The sequence below is a fragment of the gamma proteobacterium SS-5 genome (genome assembly GCA_009497875.2).
Classification (GTDB): Bacteria; Pseudomonadota; Gammaproteobacteria; order Chromatiales; family Chromatiaceae; genus Magnetovirga; species Magnetovirga frankeli.
The window spans coordinates 1,959,905-1,976,415 of the sequence record CP032508.2 but is presented as its reverse complement, the minus strand read 5'-3'; the positions used below and the strand labels follow the sequence as shown (position 1 = coordinate 1,976,415).

The following is a 16,511-nucleotide window of genomic DNA, read 5'->3' as shown; positions in this document are numbered from 1 at the left end:
GCCTACAGCCCTAAGTATGAGCGATTTCGCTGATTTTGCAATGAAATTGCCGGTTTTGCCAACCGCGTCACAAAGGGAGATTGGGGCTGAATGGACTAAAGATAGGGGTAACTATTCAGGGGCGCTTCAATAAAGTGCCCGTCAGAGCCAAGCCATAACTCTCCGAACCAAAAAATCACCTACATTTGCCCTTGACAGCATAGGAAGGCCCATCTATGCTGTGTTCCATCCTCTGTTTGAGAATGGGCTGTTCTCATGAGCAACTACTTTGGTTCCAAAGCGACTTCAGGTCTGTGTCAACCGATCATTGCCCTGATGCCGCCCCACGACACCTATATCGAGACCCATCTTGGCGGTGGCACCATCATGCAGCGCAAGCCACCGGCGCTGCGCAATATTGCCATTGATCTCGATCCGGCTGCACTGGCCCACTTTGAGTGTGACTATCCGATCGAGAAGGTCTGTGGCTGCGCCCATCAGTTTCTCCGCTCGTTCGACTTTCAGGGTCGGGAACTGATTTATTGCGATCCCCCTTATTTGCACCACACCCGCCGTTCCAAACGCCGTTATCGTTTCGAGTACGAGGAAAGTGATCATGTGCAATTGCTGGAACTGCTCAAGCAATTGCCTTGTGCGGTGATCCTCTCCGGCTATCCCTCGGCGCTCTACGACGATCTGCTGGGAGAGTGGCGTACCTTGGAACTGCAGGTGATGAATCAGGCCGGGGTCAGAACCGAGAAGCTGTGGTTCAACTTCACCCCGGACCGGGTGCACTGGCCGAGCTTTGCGGGGCGCAACTTCACGCACCGCCAGAGCATCAAACGCAAGGCACACAGTTGGGGGCGACGCTATCAGGCCATGCCTCCTGCCGAACGGCTGGCGGTACTGTCCTCGATCATGGCGGTGGAAGCCGGCGAAGTGTTCGAGTAGCCCGGCCCATGATAATCGACAACATCCCGGTCGAGCAGACCCTCGAGTCGGTCAGACGGCAGCTCGACGAGGAGAAAAACCTCTCACCGGCGCTGCGTGCATCGCTGGAGCTGCTGCTGACCCTGACCACGTTGCTGTTGAACCGACTGGGTCTCAATAGCCGCAACAGCTCCAAGCCCCCGTCCACTGACCCCAATCGCAAGAAGGCGGGGAAAAACGGCAACAACAATACCCCCGGTGCCCAGAAAGGCCATACGGGCCACCACCTGGAACTGGTCGATGATCCGGACCATGTCGAGTGGCTCCCGGTGGATCGTGCCACGCTTCCCACCGATGGCATCTTCCGGTGTATCGGCTATGAGCGCCGCCAGGTGTTCGATATCCACATTTCCCGGGTGGTCACGGAATATCGGGCCGAGATCCTGGCCGATGCACGGGAGCAACGCGTGGTCGCTCCCTTCCCGGATCATGTCAAGGTCAAGACCCAGTACGCCGCCGGGGTCAAAATCCACTCGGTTTACATGTCGCTGTTCCAACTGCTGCCCTACCAGCGCATCGAGGAGCACTTTGCCGATCAGTTCGGCCTTCCCTTGAGTGCCGGCAGCCTCTACAACTTCAACAAGGAGGTTTACGAAATGCTGGCCCCGTTTGAGGACTGGGCAAAGCGCGAGCTGTCGCGGGCGCTCCTGTTGCATGCCGACGAGACCGGGATCAACATCGGCGGAAAACGCAAATGGCTGCATGTGCTATGCAGTGCCACCCTGACCCTGCTGATGCCCCATGACAAACGCGGTGGCGAGGCCATAGCGGCGATGGGGGTCCTTCCCGGGTACACCGGCACCCTGGTACACGACCACTGGAAGCCCTACTACCAGCTTCTTTGTTACCACGCGTTGTGCAACGCTCACCACCTGCGGGAGCTGGAGCGCGCCTGGGAGCAGGATCAACAGCAGTGGGCCAAACAGGTGCAGGAACTGCTGCTGGAGATCAACAAAGCTGTCGATGAGGCGGGCGGTGTGTTGAACAGCACGCAGGCCGAGGCCTTCCGGGAACGATACCGACAACTGCTCAAAGCGGGACAGATCGAGTGTCCACCACCGGATGAGTCTCAGCGGAAATCGGGACAGCGGGGCCGGCTGAAACGATCCAAATCTCGAAACCTGCTGGAACGGTTGATTCAGTTCGAGACCGATGTCCTGCGCTTCATGGTGGAACGCGACGTGCCCTTTACCAACAATCAGGGAGAACGGGATCTGCGCATGAGCAAAGTTCAGCAGAAGATCTCCGGCTGTTTCCGTTCAGAGCTCGGGGCAAGAATCTTTGCACGCATCCGCAGCTATCTGTCCACCTGCCAGAAAAATGGGGTATCTTCCGAACAGGCATTGCGGCTCCTCTACGAGGGGCGGTGGCCCGATTTCATGGGGATGACCCCTGAATAGTTACAGATAGGGGCTATGTCAGTCCAACCAGAGGACTGGACTATCATACCGGATTGGGCACCGGGCAGGCGGCTTGTTTAGTATCGATAACATCAATAAAGCCCAATAATTTTATCGGACTTGAGTGCAGAATACGGCTTGACAATGCCGCATTACCGGCAACTTGGCTGCGGTATTCACCATTTGTCGAGTCTCGGCAGCTGGTAGGCCGCAACAGGCGCAAGCCTGAGCGTTATCGGCAAGAGCCTGAACCACCGTAATGTCAATACGACCGCGATCTATGCCCGGCTGAGCATCGACCCGATCAGGGCCAGCATGGAAAGGGCCACCGCCGCCATGCTGGCCGCTGGCGGTATCGGCAATGCCGACAACGTGGTGGAACTGAAGAAGGCCAAGGGCTGATACTGGCGCAATATCAGAAGTGAGATACACTCAATTCTCGTTCCCACGCGCTGCGTGGGAACGCAGGTGATCCGCGCTGCGGAACATTGCTCCGCCAAATCAGGGGGTTACATTTCCTGCAAAGGCCGAGGCCAGGAAACCCAGGGGGCAGCCTGCCAATCCTGCCCCAGTCCGTGTATTTCTCTGCGTCCTTTGCGACCTCTGCGTCCCATGGGGAGCAAACGAGCACTGCGCAAGTTTTCTCGTTCCCACGCGCTGCGTGGGAACCCAGCTGATCCGCTGCGCGGATCGATGCTCAGCTGAGCAGGCACCATGAACGGGCTATACTGCGCCTATCCCAATTCCCATCCGGTCCCAACCAGCACCCATGAACCACAACCACCACGACACTGGTTACAAGGAACTCTTCAGCCACCCCGAGTTCGTCCAGCAGCTGATCGAAGGCTTCGCGCCACCCGAGATCGCTGAACTGATGGACTTCAGCACCCTGGAAAACCACAGCGGCAATTACGTTACCCCGCTGTTTCAGGAAAAGTTCGAAGATCGGGTCTGGTCGGTACAGGTCAGCTGGAAGGGCCTGCGCCTGCGCGTCTTTCTCTACCTGCTGCTGGAGTTCCAGTCCACCGTCATCTATCCCATGGCCCTGCGCCTGATGCACTACCTGGTCTGCTTCTACGACCACCTACTCAAGAGCAAAAAGCCAACCTCAAGCGTGGCCTGCCACCGGTGCTGCCCATCGTCCTCTACAACGGCTCCAAACGCTGGAACGCCAAGGAAGACATCTACCAGCTGATCCGACCGGAACCACCGCAGTTTCTGCGGGTCTATCAGCCCCATCTGCGCTATTATCTGATTGATGAGGGTCGCTACACGGAAGAAGAATTGGCGCAGCGCCAAAGCCCGCTGAGCGGTATCTTCGGCATCGAGAATGCCGCCGCCGACATCGACGCCCTGCAACGGGCGGTGGATCGCATCGTTGCCCTGATCCAGGCGGACCCGAACAAACAGCGCATGGACGAAATACTCACCCGCTGGATCAAGCGCCACCTGCACTACCTGGACGCGCAAATCAACCTGAACCAACTCAACAGCCTGACGGAGAACAAAGACATGCTGGCAGAGAATCTTGAGACCTTGAGGGAAAACCTGCTGAACAAGGGCCGCATGGAAGGTCGTATGGAAGGTCGTATGGAAGGTCGTATGGAAGGTCGTATGGAAGGCCGTATGGAGGGTGAACAGTTTGGTGCCGAGAAATCCAAACGTGAAACCGCCCACAACCTGATCGCTCGCACCGACATGAACGATCAAACCATCGCCGAGATCACCGGCTTGCCAGTGACGGAAGTGGCCAGGCTTCGCAGCGAGGCCCTACACTGAAACTAGGTCCCTAACCTCGCCACCTGGCCTAACGATCATGGGGCAAGCCGGCCACCCCGGAATATGAAAGACGTCTAGTCAAATAGGGGACGTACCACCATTGATCTAGAAGGATGGGATCTGGCTTTAAAAGGGGGATGCCCCGATATTCCCCAGTCGCTGCAGGATAGGGGATGAGCAGGCACGTGCACGGTGTGGAGCGCAGCACCTGATCTGTGGTGGCCGTGCTGGCCCGTCCGGGTCCAGCCCGTCCGTCTGTTTGATCCCCCCAGCGTCCCTGCTCGGGGGCTTTGGCGTGGTGCAGGTCCTGCCCGGCCTGCATTCGTCGCACCGCGCCCCGCCAGCCAGGCGGCCCTCGACCGGGGCGAGGGGCTGGAGTCTCACGCCTACGCCTTCATTCACACCGACACAATCAAGACTCGCCTTGCCGAGTTGTTTGGAGCTGACATGCAGTTTGACGTGATCATTGGCAACCCGCCGTACCAGTTGAATGATGGCGGTTATGGCACTAGCGCTGCGCCCATTTACCAGTTATTTGTAAAACAGGCAAAACAGTTAAGACCGCGTTACTTATCATTGGTCATTCCCTCACGCTGGTTTGCCGGTGGCAAGGGCCTTGATGAATTTCGTGAGTCCATGCTGTCCGATGATCGTGTTCGTTCGATCGACGATTATCTCAGTGCGGCCGATGTCTTTCCTGGCGTTGGGCTCAAGGGTGGCGTTTGTTACTTTTCTCGTTCCCACGCGCTGCGCGGATCGATGCTCAGCTGAGCAGGTGCCATGAACGGGCTATACTGCGCCTATCCCAATTCCCATCCGGTCCCAACCAGCACCCATGAACCACAACCACCACGACACTGGTTACAAGGAACTCTTCAGCCACCCCGAGTTCGTCCAGCAGCTGATCGAAGGCTTCGCGCCACCCGAGATCGCTGAACTGATGGACTTCAGCACCCTGGAAAACCACAGCGGCAATTACGTTACCCCGCTGTTTCAGGAAAAGTTCGAAGATCGGGTCTGGTCGGTACAGGTCAGCTGGAAGGGCCTGCGCCTGCGCGTCTTTCTCTACCTGCTGCTGGAGTTCCAGTCCACCGTCATCTATCCCATGGCCCTGCGCCTGATGCACTACCTGGTCTGCTTCTACGACCACCTACTCAAGAGCAAAAAGACCAACCTCAAGCGTGGCCTGCCACCGGTGCTGCCCATCGTCCTCTACAACGGCTCCAAACGCTGGAACGCCAAGGAAGACATCTACCAGCTGATCCGACCGGAACCACCGCAGTTTCTGCGGGTCTATCAGCCCCATCTGCGCTATTATCTGATTGATGAGGGTCGCTACACGGAAGAAGAATTGGCGCAGCGCCAAAGCCTGCTGAGCGGTGTCTTCGGCATCGAGAATGCCGCCGCCGACATCGACGCCCTGCAACGGGCGGTGGATCGCATCGTTGCCCTGATCCAGGCGGACCCGAACAAACAGCGCATGGACGAAATACTCACCCGCTGGATCAAGCGCCACCTGCACTATCTGGACGCGCAAATCAACCTGGACCAACTCAACAGCCTGACGGAGAACAAAGACATGCTGGCAGAGAATCTTGAGACCTTGAGAGAAAACCTGCTGAACAAGGGCCGGATGGAGGGCGAACAGTTTGGTGCCGAGAAATCCAAACGTGAAACCGCCCACAACCTGATCGCTCGCACCGACATGAACGATCAAACCATCGCCGAGATCACCGGCTTGCCAGTGACGGAAGTGGCCAGGCTTCGCAGCGAGGCCCTGCACTGAAACTAGGTCCCTAACTGCTGGTCCGCCTCCGGGTATTCAATACAGAGCAGATAAACCAGGCCGTCTTCGCCTTCCGCCGCTACGAAGATGCCTCGCTGCGCTACACCGGAGTGGAAAGCCACCAGGGGCTATCCCACTATGAGCAATCCCACGGCCAGTCACCCCGCAGCCTGCGGCGCTTGTCGGCCCCTGGCCCGTTGCAAGCACCCTCTGAGACACCCCTGATAGCATGCGGCCGGTCGCACCTGAGGCAAAACAGTACCTGCCGGGTACTAAATCAGCCTTGGCGATGCCTCAGTCACAGGCCAGCGAAGCCGCGCCGGGCTTCTCGCCACACCTCAGCTGGTCCCACTACCGCGCCCTGATGCGAGTGGAGAATCAAGCGGCCCGCGATTTCTACGAGCGCGAGGCCAGCGAATGTAGCTGGTCCAAGATGCAATTGGAGCGGCAAATTCACAGCTTTTACTACGAGCGTACTATCGCCAATCACGGCGACCAGGGCCTGCGGCCCCAGGGCCGGGAGCGGCTGCCGGGTGAGCCAATGCAGCCAGCTGACGTGCTCAAGTCACCCATGGTGCTGGAATTCCTCGGCCTGCCTGATTCCCCCAGCCTGCATGAAAACAAACTGGAGCAGGCCATCATCGACAACCTGCAGCACTTCCTGCTGGAGCTGGGCAAGGGCTTCTCCTTTGTTGCCCGGCAAAAGCACATCCGCTTTGGTGACGAGGACTTCTTCATCGACCTGGTGTTCTACAACTACGTGCTCAAATGCTTCCTGCTGATCGATTTGAAGATCGGCAAGCTGAGCCACGCCGACATCGGCCAGATGGATGGCTACGTCCGGCTCTATGAAGACCGCTTCAAGGTCCCCGGCGACAACCCCACCATTGGCCTGCTGCTCTGCTCAGACAAGAGCGAGGCCGTGGCCAAGTATTCGATTCTGCAGGAGAGCCAACAGATTTTTGCTTCCAAATACCTGCCCAACCTGCCGACGGAAGACCAACTGCAACGGGAGTTGGAAAAGGAGCGCCGCCTGATTGAATTGGCCCTGGAGTATCGTGCCGATGGCTAAACCCAGCATCGGGCCCAGCATCGAGCAAATTCTCGCTCCCAAACCCCAGGCCCGCCCCCGCATCTACGCCTACAGCATTGCCGATGCCGCCCATCAAGGGCTGCTCAAGGTCGGCCAGACCAGCCGTGACGTCAAGCAGCGCGTCGCCGAGCAACTCAAGACCGCCGCCATCAAGAACTACCGTATCGAGCTGGATGAATCCGCCGAACGCGCAGATGGTAGCCTGTTGACCGACCATGAGGTCCGCGCTGCGCTGATCAAAAAAGGCTTTGCCAACGTCGAGCTGGAGTGGATGCGCTGCTCGGTGGAGGACGTGCACAGCGTGCTGGCCGAGTTGTGCACGGGCCAGAAAATCAGCGCCAGACACCATCAAGACTTCCCCATGCGCCAGGAACAGGCCGAGGCCGTGGCAAAGACCTTCGACTACTTCAACTCCATCTGGGCAGAGAACCCAAAGGCCACACCGCGCTTTCTCTGGAATGCCAAGATGCGCTTTGGCAAAACCTTCACCTGCTATCAGCTGGCCAAGCAGCTTGGTGCCCGGCGCGTGCTCGTGGTCACCTTCAAGCCCGCCGTCGAGGACGCTTGGCAAACGGACCTGGAATCGCACAGGGATTTCGATGGCTGGCAGTACCTTTCACGCTCGTCCGGCAGCGATCCAACGCAGATTGACAGCAAGAACCCCGTCGTCTATTTCGGTTCCTTCCAGGACCTGCTGGGCCGGGATGCGGCAGTTAGCGGAGACAAACTCCGCCATTATTTAGATATAATGCGCTGAATTTATTAGCTTATTATCTTGATGGCTGACAGCTAAGCTACCTTCCAAGATACCTTTATGCAGGGATAGGGCAGTTTCCAGCCTGTTTTTGACCGAAAGCGATGAGAGGCTAAAGCGTGTTTTTGGCGCAAAGACTGGCTAGAACGCTGAAAATCTCAATTCGACGCTGTGGGAGGAGTCGAATTAAGCAAATAAGAAGCTGTAAAATATAAGAAATTCACAAGCTGATTTTGAAAAATACCCCCAAATCTACCCCCATTTTGTTTTGCTGCCCCTTCAATTGGTCAAAATTTGATCAAGATAACAGTGGGTTTTCTCTTGGTTGAGGCTGGCAGCAACCCCTGAACCCGCAATACCTGAGCAATTTAGTTGCTTACATGGTGCTTACATAGGTTTTTGTCTGGGTTGATTGTATTACCTAAGTGCCTGATTTTATGGAGCCAATGGCCGGAATCGAACCGGCGACCTACTGATTACGAATCAGTTGCTCTACCGACTGAGCTACATTGGCGTCGGAGGGAGGGGTTGGTGCAAGGGGGTGCAGTATAGTGGCCGCTGTGGGGTTGGGCAAGCTGGCTGCATTTTGCATCAGTACACGCCTATGTCCAGGTAGGAACGGGAGAGCTTGTTCAGGGCGATGACGTAGGCGGCGGTGCGCAGGTCTTCCACTTTCTCGTGGTCATTGCGTATCTCAATGATCTCCTGCAGGGCCATGCGCATGCTGTCGTCCAGGCCGGAGCGGACCAGGTCGAATTCGTCGGCACCACGGTTGAGTTGGTTGGCGATCCAGCTGGGTACGGTGGAGCCGCTGGCCGATTCGATGGCGTCTATGATGTGTTTGCCACGGCTTTCGTCGAAGCGGCGTTCCAGGCGGCCAAAGCGGATATGGCTGAGGTTGCGTACCCATTCGAAGAAGGAGACGATCACCCCGCCGGCGTTGGCGTAGGCGTCGGGGATGATGATGCAGCCCTTGTCCTGGAGTATCTGGTCGGCCTCGTAGGTGATCGGCCCGTTGGCCGCCTCGATGATCAGCGGTGCGCGGATACGGGCGGCGTTGTCGCTGCGGATGACCTCTTCCAGGGCGGCGGGGATGAGGATGTCGGCCTCGTGTTCCAGCAGTTTGGCACCATCACTGTGGTATTGCGCGTCGGGATAGCCCTTTACCCCGCCCTGTTCGTTTTTGTAGCGATAGACCTGATCCACGTCCAGCCCCTGTTCGTTGATCAGGGCACCGTCCTGTTCGATGATGACGGTGATCTTGGCCCCATCCTCCTTGGCCAGGAAGGCGGCGGCGTGGTAGCCGACGTTGCCCAGCCCCTGGACGATGATGCGCTTGCCCTCCAGGCCGCCGACCAGGCCGGCGCGCTTGACCTCACTGGGGTGGCGAAAGTATTCCCGCAGGGCATATTGCACCCCACGCCCGGTGGCCTCGGTGCGGCCGCGAATGCCGCCGTGCTCCACCGGCTTGCCGGTGACGCAGGCAACGTGATTGATATCATCGGGGTAGAGGTGCTTGTAGGTGTCGGCAATCCAGGCCATCTCGCGCTGGCCTGTGCCCACATCCGGGGCGGGTACGTTGAGTGCCGGGCTGAGGTAGCCCTTGGTGGCCAGTTCGCGGGCAAAGCGGCGGGTGATGATCTGTAGTTCATCGCGGTCGTACTGGCAGGGGTCCAGCTTGAGCCCGCCCTTGGAGCCGCCGAAGGGTACATTGACTATGGCGCATTTGTAGGTCATCAGGGCGGCCAGGGCCTCGATCTCGTGCTGATCGACGTTGGGGGCGTAGCGGATGCCGCCCTTCACCGGCAGACGATGGGTGCTGTGTACGGCGCGCCAGCCGGAGAACAGCTCCAGGCGGCCACGGATCTTGACCGGAAAATTGACCTGCAGAACATCCGTGCCCACCTTGATCGCCTCGGCGATGTCGGCCTCCAGACCGGATGCCGTAACGGCGCGATCCACCATGCGGTTGACGCTGTCAAGGAAATGGCTGCCGCTGGGCCTGCTTTTGTTCATGCGCTGCTCCGTTTCGGTGACCTACCGGGTAGAGGAAGGGGTTATACTGCGCCGCTTGATCATGATCAAAGCAGGATTGCAGCATGTTTCTTGAGCCTTTTTACCATGAAGCCGCCGACGGCGTGCGTATCAGCCCAGACCAGGCCAGCCGTTTTGCCAAAGAGGTTGCTGGCGACTTCAATCCCATCCACGACCCCGATGCCAAGCGCTTTTGCGTACCGGGCGACCTGCTGTTTGCCCTCGTCTTGCAACGCTACGGCCTGAGCCAGGGCATGTGTTTCACCTTTTCGGGCATGGTGGGCGGGGATACGGTACTGCATTTTCCCGCCCATGCCGAGCCCCGCTTTGCCGTGACCGACACGCGGGAGCGTATTTGCCTGCGGGTGGAGCGGGAGGGTGAAAGCAGCCGGGACGCCGATCTGGTGCGCGCTATGGCCTGTAGCTATGTGGCCTTTTCCGGGCAGAACTTCCCCCATGTGCTGGTGCCCCTGTTGCGTGAGCAGGGGGTGATGATCAACCCTGAACGGCCGCTGGTGATCTACGAGAGCATGTCGGTACGGCTGGACCATCTGGATTTCTCTGAACCGAAACTGGAGCACGCCGAGCATCGGCTGGAGGTGAAGGGCAAGCGCGGCGATGTGCGCTTGGCGTTCAGCATCAAGGCCGACGGGGTGACCGTGGGGCAGGGCTTCAAGAAGCTGCTGGTGAGCGGCCTCAAGCCCTACGATGAGGCGGTGACCCAGGGCCTGATGGAGAGCTATCTGCGGCAGAAGGCGGCGTATGCCGCGCCGGGCGTGAAGAACGCAAGGGCGCATGGAGTTCGTGGAGTTGAACAGGGAGGTAACGGGTCGGCTTAGCCCAAAGGGCATGGGCCGATGCCGGTGGCCAAGCCTTGCGCGGATGGCGCTGCGGCGGGCAAGGCCTGCCCTATTCTGCTATCCTCTGTCTATTGAATTCCATTGATAAATTGGGGATACTCTGAATACCGTGCCCGACCATAAGGGAATCATGCCATGTCTCAGCCTGACCACAGCGACCATCGGCAGTTTTTGTGTAGGATAATCCGCCGCCCTCCCCGCCCGCCCAGGGCAGCCGTTGCAAGCAGGAGAGATGGCCCGGCCTCCCTGTGCCAGAGGGGATGGCAGAGCGGACAGACACAAGCCCTCAAGGGTGAGTCCAGATGAACCTGCCCCAGCCCCCCGCCGACCCGCGCCGCCTGCTGGTGTTTGGCTTCGGCACCATCATCCTCCTGCTGTTGGTGCTGATCGGTGCCGGTCTGCTGGGTTTTGCCCACCTGCTGGAGCAGTTCAACCAGGCCCAGAAACAGCATGAACTGACCGCCGCCCTGGCCAACCAACTGCGTCATGTCAGCCAGGAGCGCTCCCTGCGCCTGTACGCCTTGGTCCTCACCGAAGACCCCTTCGAGCGTGACGAACTCTTCATGCAGGTGCGCGCCCAGGGCTCGGCCTTCTTCTCCACCCTGGAACAGCTGGAGGCCCAGCCCCTGCAGCGGCATGACCAGGCCTTCCTGCAACAATTGAAAAGCCTGGTGCGCCAGGTCGGGGTACACCACTACCGGGTCATCGAACTGATGAACCAGGATGCGTTCGAGCAGGCCCGGCAGCACATGATCGAGGAGGTCATCCCCGGTCAGCGCCAGGTGAGTGGCCGACTGGACCAGTTTGCCCAGCAACAGCGCGATCTGGCCAACCAGGTCTTGCAGCAGGCCAAACAGAATGGCCAGCGGCAGATCAACATCATCCTGGCACTGTGCCTGCTGGGCCTGCTGGTCAGTATCGGCATAGGTCATCGCGTGGTCCGGCGCATCAGCGGCATACTGCGCGCCCTCAACCACAGCCTGTGTCAGGAACAGAGCATCCGCGACAACATCTTTGCCGCCGTCATCACCGCCAACCGCCGGGGCGAGATCCTCTCCTGCAACAAGGCCACCGAGCACATCTTTGGCTACTCCTGCCATGAATTGATCGGTAAAAACCTGTCCCTGCTCATGCCCGAGCCCCACGCCCAGGCCCACGATGGCTACATGCAGCGCTATCTGCACACTGGCCAGAGGCGCATCATCGGCACCGGCCGGGAGGTGGAGGGGCTGCACAAACAGGGTCAGAGGGTGCCGCTGCAACTGGGCGTCAGCGAGATCCGCATCGATAACGAGCCGGTATTCATCGGCGTACTGGCCGATATCAGCCTGCAAAAGCAGGCCGAGGCCAGCCTGATCCAGATCAACGAACGCCTGGAGCAGGGGGTACGCGAGCGCACCCGGGAGCTGGAAGAGGCCAATCGCCGACTACGCCACATGGCCCGCCACGACTTGGTCACCGGCCTGCCCAACCGGGCCATGCTGCACGAATTCTGCGCCGGCCTGTTCAATCGCGCCCAGCGCGAGAAGACCCTGGTGGCGATCATGTTTCTCGACCTGGACGGCTTCAAGGCGGTCAACGACAACCTGGGCCACGAGATCGGCGATCAGGTACTCAAGGAGACCGGCCGCCGCATCCAGGCCCAGGTGCGGGAGGAGGACATGGTGGCGCGCATCGGCGGCGATGAGTTTGCCGTGGCCTGCGCCCATCTGAGCGACCTGAGCCCGGTGGACCGCATTGCCCAGGACATCATCCAGGCCATAGGCGAGCCCTTTGCCTGCAAGAAAAACAGTTGCAGCATTGGCGTCAGCATAGGCATCAGCCTCTACCCGCAACACGCCTATACCAGCGAAGACCTGCTGCGCCTGGCCGACGAAGCCATGTACCAGATCAAACGCGGTGGCAAGAACAACTTTGCCATCTATCGGCCTAAACAGAAGACAGAAGACAGAGGACAGAAGACAGAGTCTTGTGTCGCTGCGCAAGGGTACTGAGTTGCAGCGGCTCGGCGGCTACAGCAGGGCGCGGGGGAAGGAGCCGAGCACCTTGAACAGGGCCGCCTGGGGCCTGAGCTGGTCCAGGGCGGCGGCCAGTGTGGGGTCTTGCTGGTGGCCGAGGACGTCAATAAAAAAGACATAGTCCCAGGCGCTGCGTCGGGAGGGGCGGGATTCGATGCGGGTCATGCTGATGCCGTTCTGTGCCAGGGGGGCAAGCAGCCGATGCAGGGCACCGGCCTCGTTGCGGGTCGATAGCAGCAGTGAGGTCTTGTCGTTGCCGCTGGGGCCGACCTGCTCCCGGCCGATGACCAGAAAGCGTGTGGTGTTGGCCGGGTCGTCCTCGATGTTGCCGTGCAGTTGCGGCAGGGCGTAGATCTCGGCGGCGCTCTGGCCAGCAATGGCCGCTACCCCCTCACCCTCCTGCGCCGCCAGCCGTGCCGCCTCGGCGTTGCTGGCCACCGCCACGCGCTCGGCCTGGGGCAGATGATGGTCCAGCCAGCCCCGGCACTGGGCCAGGGATTGCTGGTGGGAATAGACCTTGCGCACCGCCGCCAGTTGCGGGCTCAGACTGAGCAGGTGGTGGTGGATGCGCAGCATTACCTCGCCACAGATATGCAGCGGCGAGTTGACGAAGCTGTCCAGGGTGTGGGTTACCACCCCCTCGCTGGAGTTCTCCACCGGGGCCAGGCCGTACTGGCAGTTGCCCGACTCCACCTCGCGAAAGATATCGGGGATGGAGGCCACCGGCCGCGCCTCCACCGCATGGCCAAAGTGCTTGAGGGCAGCCGCCTGGGTGAAGGTGCCCGCCGGCCCCAGGTAGGCCACCTGCAGCGGCCGCTCCAAAGCCAGGCAGGCGGACATGATCTCACGAAACAGCCAGGCCACCGTCTCATCCGCCAGCGGGCCGGGGTTGGCCTGCATCACCGAGCGCAATACCTGGGCCTCGCGCTCGGGGCGATAGAAATTCACCTCAGGGTCCAGCGCCTGCTTGATCCGCGCCACCTCCAGGGCGCAGCCGGCACGCTGGCTGAGCAGGCGCAGCAGATCCTGATCGATCTGATCAATCTGCTGGCGAACGGTGCGAATTTCGTTGTCTGACATGGTGTTTAGATTAGCATGCCGAGCCGCCAGCCTTCAGCTGCCAGCGGTCAGCTTGGATTGGGTGAATAGCAAGCTGGCTGCTGGATGCTGGATGCTGAGGGCTGAAAGCTACCAATGCGTTCATTTGCGGACTTTATTTACCGCAACCCAGGCAGCGTACCGAGAGCACCCCTTCGATACCCAGCAGTTCGTCCAGCAGGCTCTGCTCCGGGGCCTTGTCCAGGTCCAGCAGGGTCGCCGCCACGTCGCCACGGGACTTGTTCAGCAGGTCGATGATGTTGATCCCGGAATTGCCCAGGTCGGTGGAGATCTGCCCCACCATGTTGGGCACGTTGCGGTTGAGAATCGCCAGGCGCACGCCGGTGTTACGTGGCAGGACGATCTCGGGGAAGTTCACCGAGTTGATGATGTTGCCGTTTTCCAGATAGTCACGCACCTGATCGGCCACCATGATGGCGCAGTTATCCTCGGCCTCTATCGTGGAGGCACCCAGATGGGGCAGGCAGACCACGCGGGGGTGGTTCTTGATCTGATTGGTGGGGAAGTCGCAGACATAGGCATAGACCTTGCCGCTGTCCAGGGCCGGCAGCACCGCTGCATCATCCACTATGCCGCCACGGGCGAAGTTGAGGATGACCACGCCATCTTTCATGATCTTCAAACGATCGGCGTTGATCAGGTTGGCTGTGGCCTCGATCAGGGGCACATGGAAGGTGACAAAATCGGCCCGGGCCAGCAGATCATCCACGCTGTTGGCCTGCTGCACTGCGGCGTCCAGCTGCCAGGCACCCTTGACCGTGATGCCGGGGTCGAAGCCCACCACCTTCATGCCCAGGGCGATGGCGGCATTGGCCACCCGCACGCCGATGGCACCCAGGCCTATCACCCCCAGGGTGCGGCCGGGCAGCTCGTAGCCGCCGAAGTTCTTCTTGCCCGCCTCGGTCTGCTTGTTGATGCTGGCGTCATCCCCCTCCAGGTTACGTGCAAAATCCCAGGCCTGGGCGATGTTGCGACAGGCCAGCAACATGCCGGCAATCACCAGCTCTTTCACCGCATTGGAATTGGCACCGGGGGCGTTGAACACCGGCACGCCAGCGGCGGTCATCTTATCCACTGGGATGTTGTTCACCCCGGCACCGGCCCGGCCCACCGCCTTGAGGCTCGGCGGGATCTCCATCTCGTGCATCTTGAACGAGCGCAGCAAAATGGCATCGGGATGGCTGATTTCCGAGGCCACCTCATAGCGCTCCCGCGGCAAACGCTCCAGCCCAGCCACGGAAATATTGTTCAACGTCAAAATCTTATACATTATTTTTAACCCTTAATTTTGGACGCAGAGGACGCAAAGAAGCGCGGAGAGCGCAGAGTTAAAGTTGTTTTTGCGCGAAAACAATTAAGTCTCTGCGTGCTCTGCGCTTCTCCGCGATCTCTGCGTCCTGACGAAAAGATCAACCCTGGGTGCGTTCGAATTCGGCCATGTACTGCACCAGGGCATCCACGCCTGCCTCGGGCATGGCGTTGTAGATGCTGGCGCGCATGCCGCCCACCGAGCGGTGGCCCTTGAGGGTGGTCAGGCCGGCCTTGGTCGCGCCTTCAAGGAAGGCCTTGTCCAGATCGGCGTTGGCCAGGGTGAAGGGCACGTTCATCCAGGAGCGACAATCCGGGCGCACCGGGTTGGCGTAGAAATCCGAGCCGTCGATGGCGGCGTAGAGCTTCTGCGCCTTGCGCTGGTTAATCTCGGCCATGCCCGCCAGACCGCCCTGCCCCTTCAGCCACTGGAACACCAGGCCGGCCAGGTACCAGGCATAGGTGGGCGGGGTGTTGTACATGGAGTCGTTATCGGCATGGGTCTTGTAGTCGAACATGGTCGGCGTACCCTCCTTAGCGTACCCAATGAGATCCTCGCGGAGGATCACCAGGGTCAGGCCGGCCGGGCCGACGTTCTTCTGCGCCCCGGCGTAGATCAGGCCGAACTGGCTGACGTCGATGGGTCGCGACAGGATGGTAGAAGACATATCCGCCACCAGGGGGATGCCCTTGGTCTGCGGCACATAGCCGAACTCGACCCCCTCGATGGTCTCGTTGGGGGTGTAGTGCACGTAGGCGGCATCGGCGCTGAGCTTGAGTTCGTCCTGCGCCGGGGCATGGGTGAACTTGCCCGACTCGGCGGAGCTGTCGGCGGCAACATTGACCTGAGCGAAACGCTTGGCCTCGGCGATGGCCTTTTTGCCCCAGGAGCCGGTCTTGATGTAGTCGGCCTTGCCCTTGTCGCCGAGCAGGTTCATCGGGATCATGGCGAACTGGCTGGAGGCACCGCCCTGCAGGAACAGCACCTTGTAGTTGGCGGGGATGGCCATCAGCTCACGCAGATCGGCCTCGGCCTGGGCGGCGATGGACATGAACTCCTTGCCGCGATGGCTCATTTCCATCACCGACATGCCGGTTCCCTGCCAATCGGACATCTCCTCTTGGGCCTGCTTGAGCACAGCTTCCGGCAACATGGCCGGCCCGGCACTGAAATTGAACACGCGCGACATCAGATTACCCCCTTGAATTGTTGAGATTTATTAGATTATTAGTCCGCAAATGAACGCTAAATTGGGACGCAGAGACCGCAAAGAAGCGCAGAGGACGCAGAGTAATATGAGTGAATCTGCATCATCCCAATCCCGGATTCCGCTGCGCTCCATCCGGGCTACAGATTTGCAACTTTTCTAACTCTTTGCGTTCTCTGCGCT

11 protein-coding genes, 1 tRNA gene and 2 pseudogenes are annotated in these 16,511 nt (G+C 59.7%); 9 read left to right on the top strand and 5 right to left on the bottom strand.

The features are described 5' to 3' along the window. The first annotated feature begins 255 nt into the window (after positions 1-255). The 7 genes and pseudogenes from D5125_14315 to D5125_14280 all read left to right on the top strand — a co-directional run bounded on the left by D5125_14315 (position 256) and on the right by D5125_14280 (position 7,784). Positions 256-930: a DNA adenine methylase gene (locus tag D5125_14315; protein QFY90556.1), complete on the top strand. Its 675-nt coding sequence runs from the start codon at positions 256-258 to the stop codon at positions 928-930. Positions 931-938: 8 nt separating this feature from the next. Then, positions 939-2,369, top strand: coding sequence for an IS66 family transposase (locus D5125_14310; protein ID QFY90555.1), 1,431 nt, complete (start codon positions 939-941; stop codon positions 2,367-2,369). A 769-nt stretch (positions 2,370-3,138) separates the two neighbouring features. Beyond that, positions 3,139-4,148, top strand: a pseudogene (locus D5125_14300) (Rpn family recombination-promoting nuclease/putative transposase). A 339-nt stretch (positions 4,149-4,487) separates the two neighbouring features. Beyond that, positions 4,488-4,880, top strand: a pseudogene (locus D5125_14295) (Eco57I restriction-modification methylase domain-containing protein). Between the two features lie 103 nt (positions 4,881-4,983). Beyond that, positions 4,984-5,934 (top strand): Rpn family recombination-promoting nuclease/putative transposase, encoded by a 951-nt coding sequence (locus D5125_14290; GenBank protein QFY90554.1) that lies wholly within the window; start codon positions 4,984-4,986, stop codon positions 5,932-5,934. A 229-nt stretch (positions 5,935-6,163) separates the two neighbouring features. Beyond that, positions 6,164-7,006 (top strand): DUF1016 family protein, encoded by an 843-nt coding sequence (locus tag D5125_14285; protein ID QFY90553.1) that lies wholly within the window; start codon positions 6,164-6,166, stop codon positions 7,004-7,006. Continuing rightward, a complete protein-coding gene (locus D5125_14280; GenBank protein ID QFY90552.1) occupies positions 6,999-7,784 on the top strand; it encodes a GIY-YIG nuclease family protein in 786 nt (261 codons plus the stop codon). The genes D5125_14285 and D5125_14280 overlap by 8 nt, the downstream gene beginning before the upstream one ends. Positions 7,785-8,219: 435 nt before the next feature. Here D5125_14280 and D5125_14275 read toward each other — a convergent pair. Together D5125_14275 and D5125_14270 are read right to left on the bottom strand one after the other, a co-directional pair. Further along, positions 8,220-8,295, bottom strand: a tRNA-Thr gene (locus D5125_14275). A 77-nt stretch (positions 8,296-8,372) separates the two neighbouring features. Then, entirely contained in the window at positions 8,373-9,746 is a 1,374-nt protein-coding gene (locus D5125_14270; GenBank protein ID QFY91175.1) for a Glu/Leu/Phe/Val dehydrogenase, read from the bottom strand. Between the two features lie 134 nt (positions 9,747-9,880). Here D5125_14270 and D5125_14265 point away from each other — a divergent pair, with 134 nt between their 5' ends. Then, positions 9,881-10,654 carry a DUF3581 domain-containing protein gene (locus tag D5125_14265; GenBank protein ID QFY90551.1) on the top strand — a complete coding sequence of 258 codons (774 nt, stop codon included), beginning with the start codon at positions 9,881-9,883 and terminating at the stop codon, positions 10,652-10,654. Between the two features lie 323 nt (positions 10,655-10,977). Continuing rightward, on the top strand, positions 10,978-12,669 hold the full coding sequence (locus D5125_14260) for a diguanylate cyclase (protein QFY90550.1): 1,692 nt from the start codon (positions 10,978-10,980) through the stop codon (positions 12,667-12,669). An 18-nt stretch (positions 12,670-12,687) separates the two neighbouring features. Here the strand turns inward: D5125_14260 and pheA are convergent, their stop codons facing one another. The 3 genes from pheA to serC form a co-directional block, all read right to left on the bottom strand. Continuing rightward, positions 12,688-13,773: a prephenate dehydratase gene (pheA, locus tag D5125_14255; GenBank protein ID QFY90549.1), complete on the bottom strand. Its 1,086-nt coding sequence runs from the start codon at positions 13,771-13,773 to the stop codon at positions 12,688-12,690. Positions 13,774-13,906: 133 nt separating this feature from the next. Continuing rightward, positions 13,907-15,082 (bottom strand): phosphoglycerate dehydrogenase, encoded by a 1,176-nt coding sequence (locus D5125_14250; protein QFY90548.1) that lies wholly within the window; start codon positions 15,080-15,082, stop codon positions 13,907-13,909. Positions 15,083-15,221: 139 nt separating this feature from the next. Next, positions 15,222-16,310, bottom strand: coding sequence for a 3-phosphoserine/phosphohydroxythreonine transaminase (gene serC / locus D5125_14245; protein ID QFY90547.1), 1,089 nt, complete (start codon positions 16,308-16,310; stop codon positions 15,222-15,224). Between the last annotated feature and the right edge of the window lie 201 nt (positions 16,311-16,511).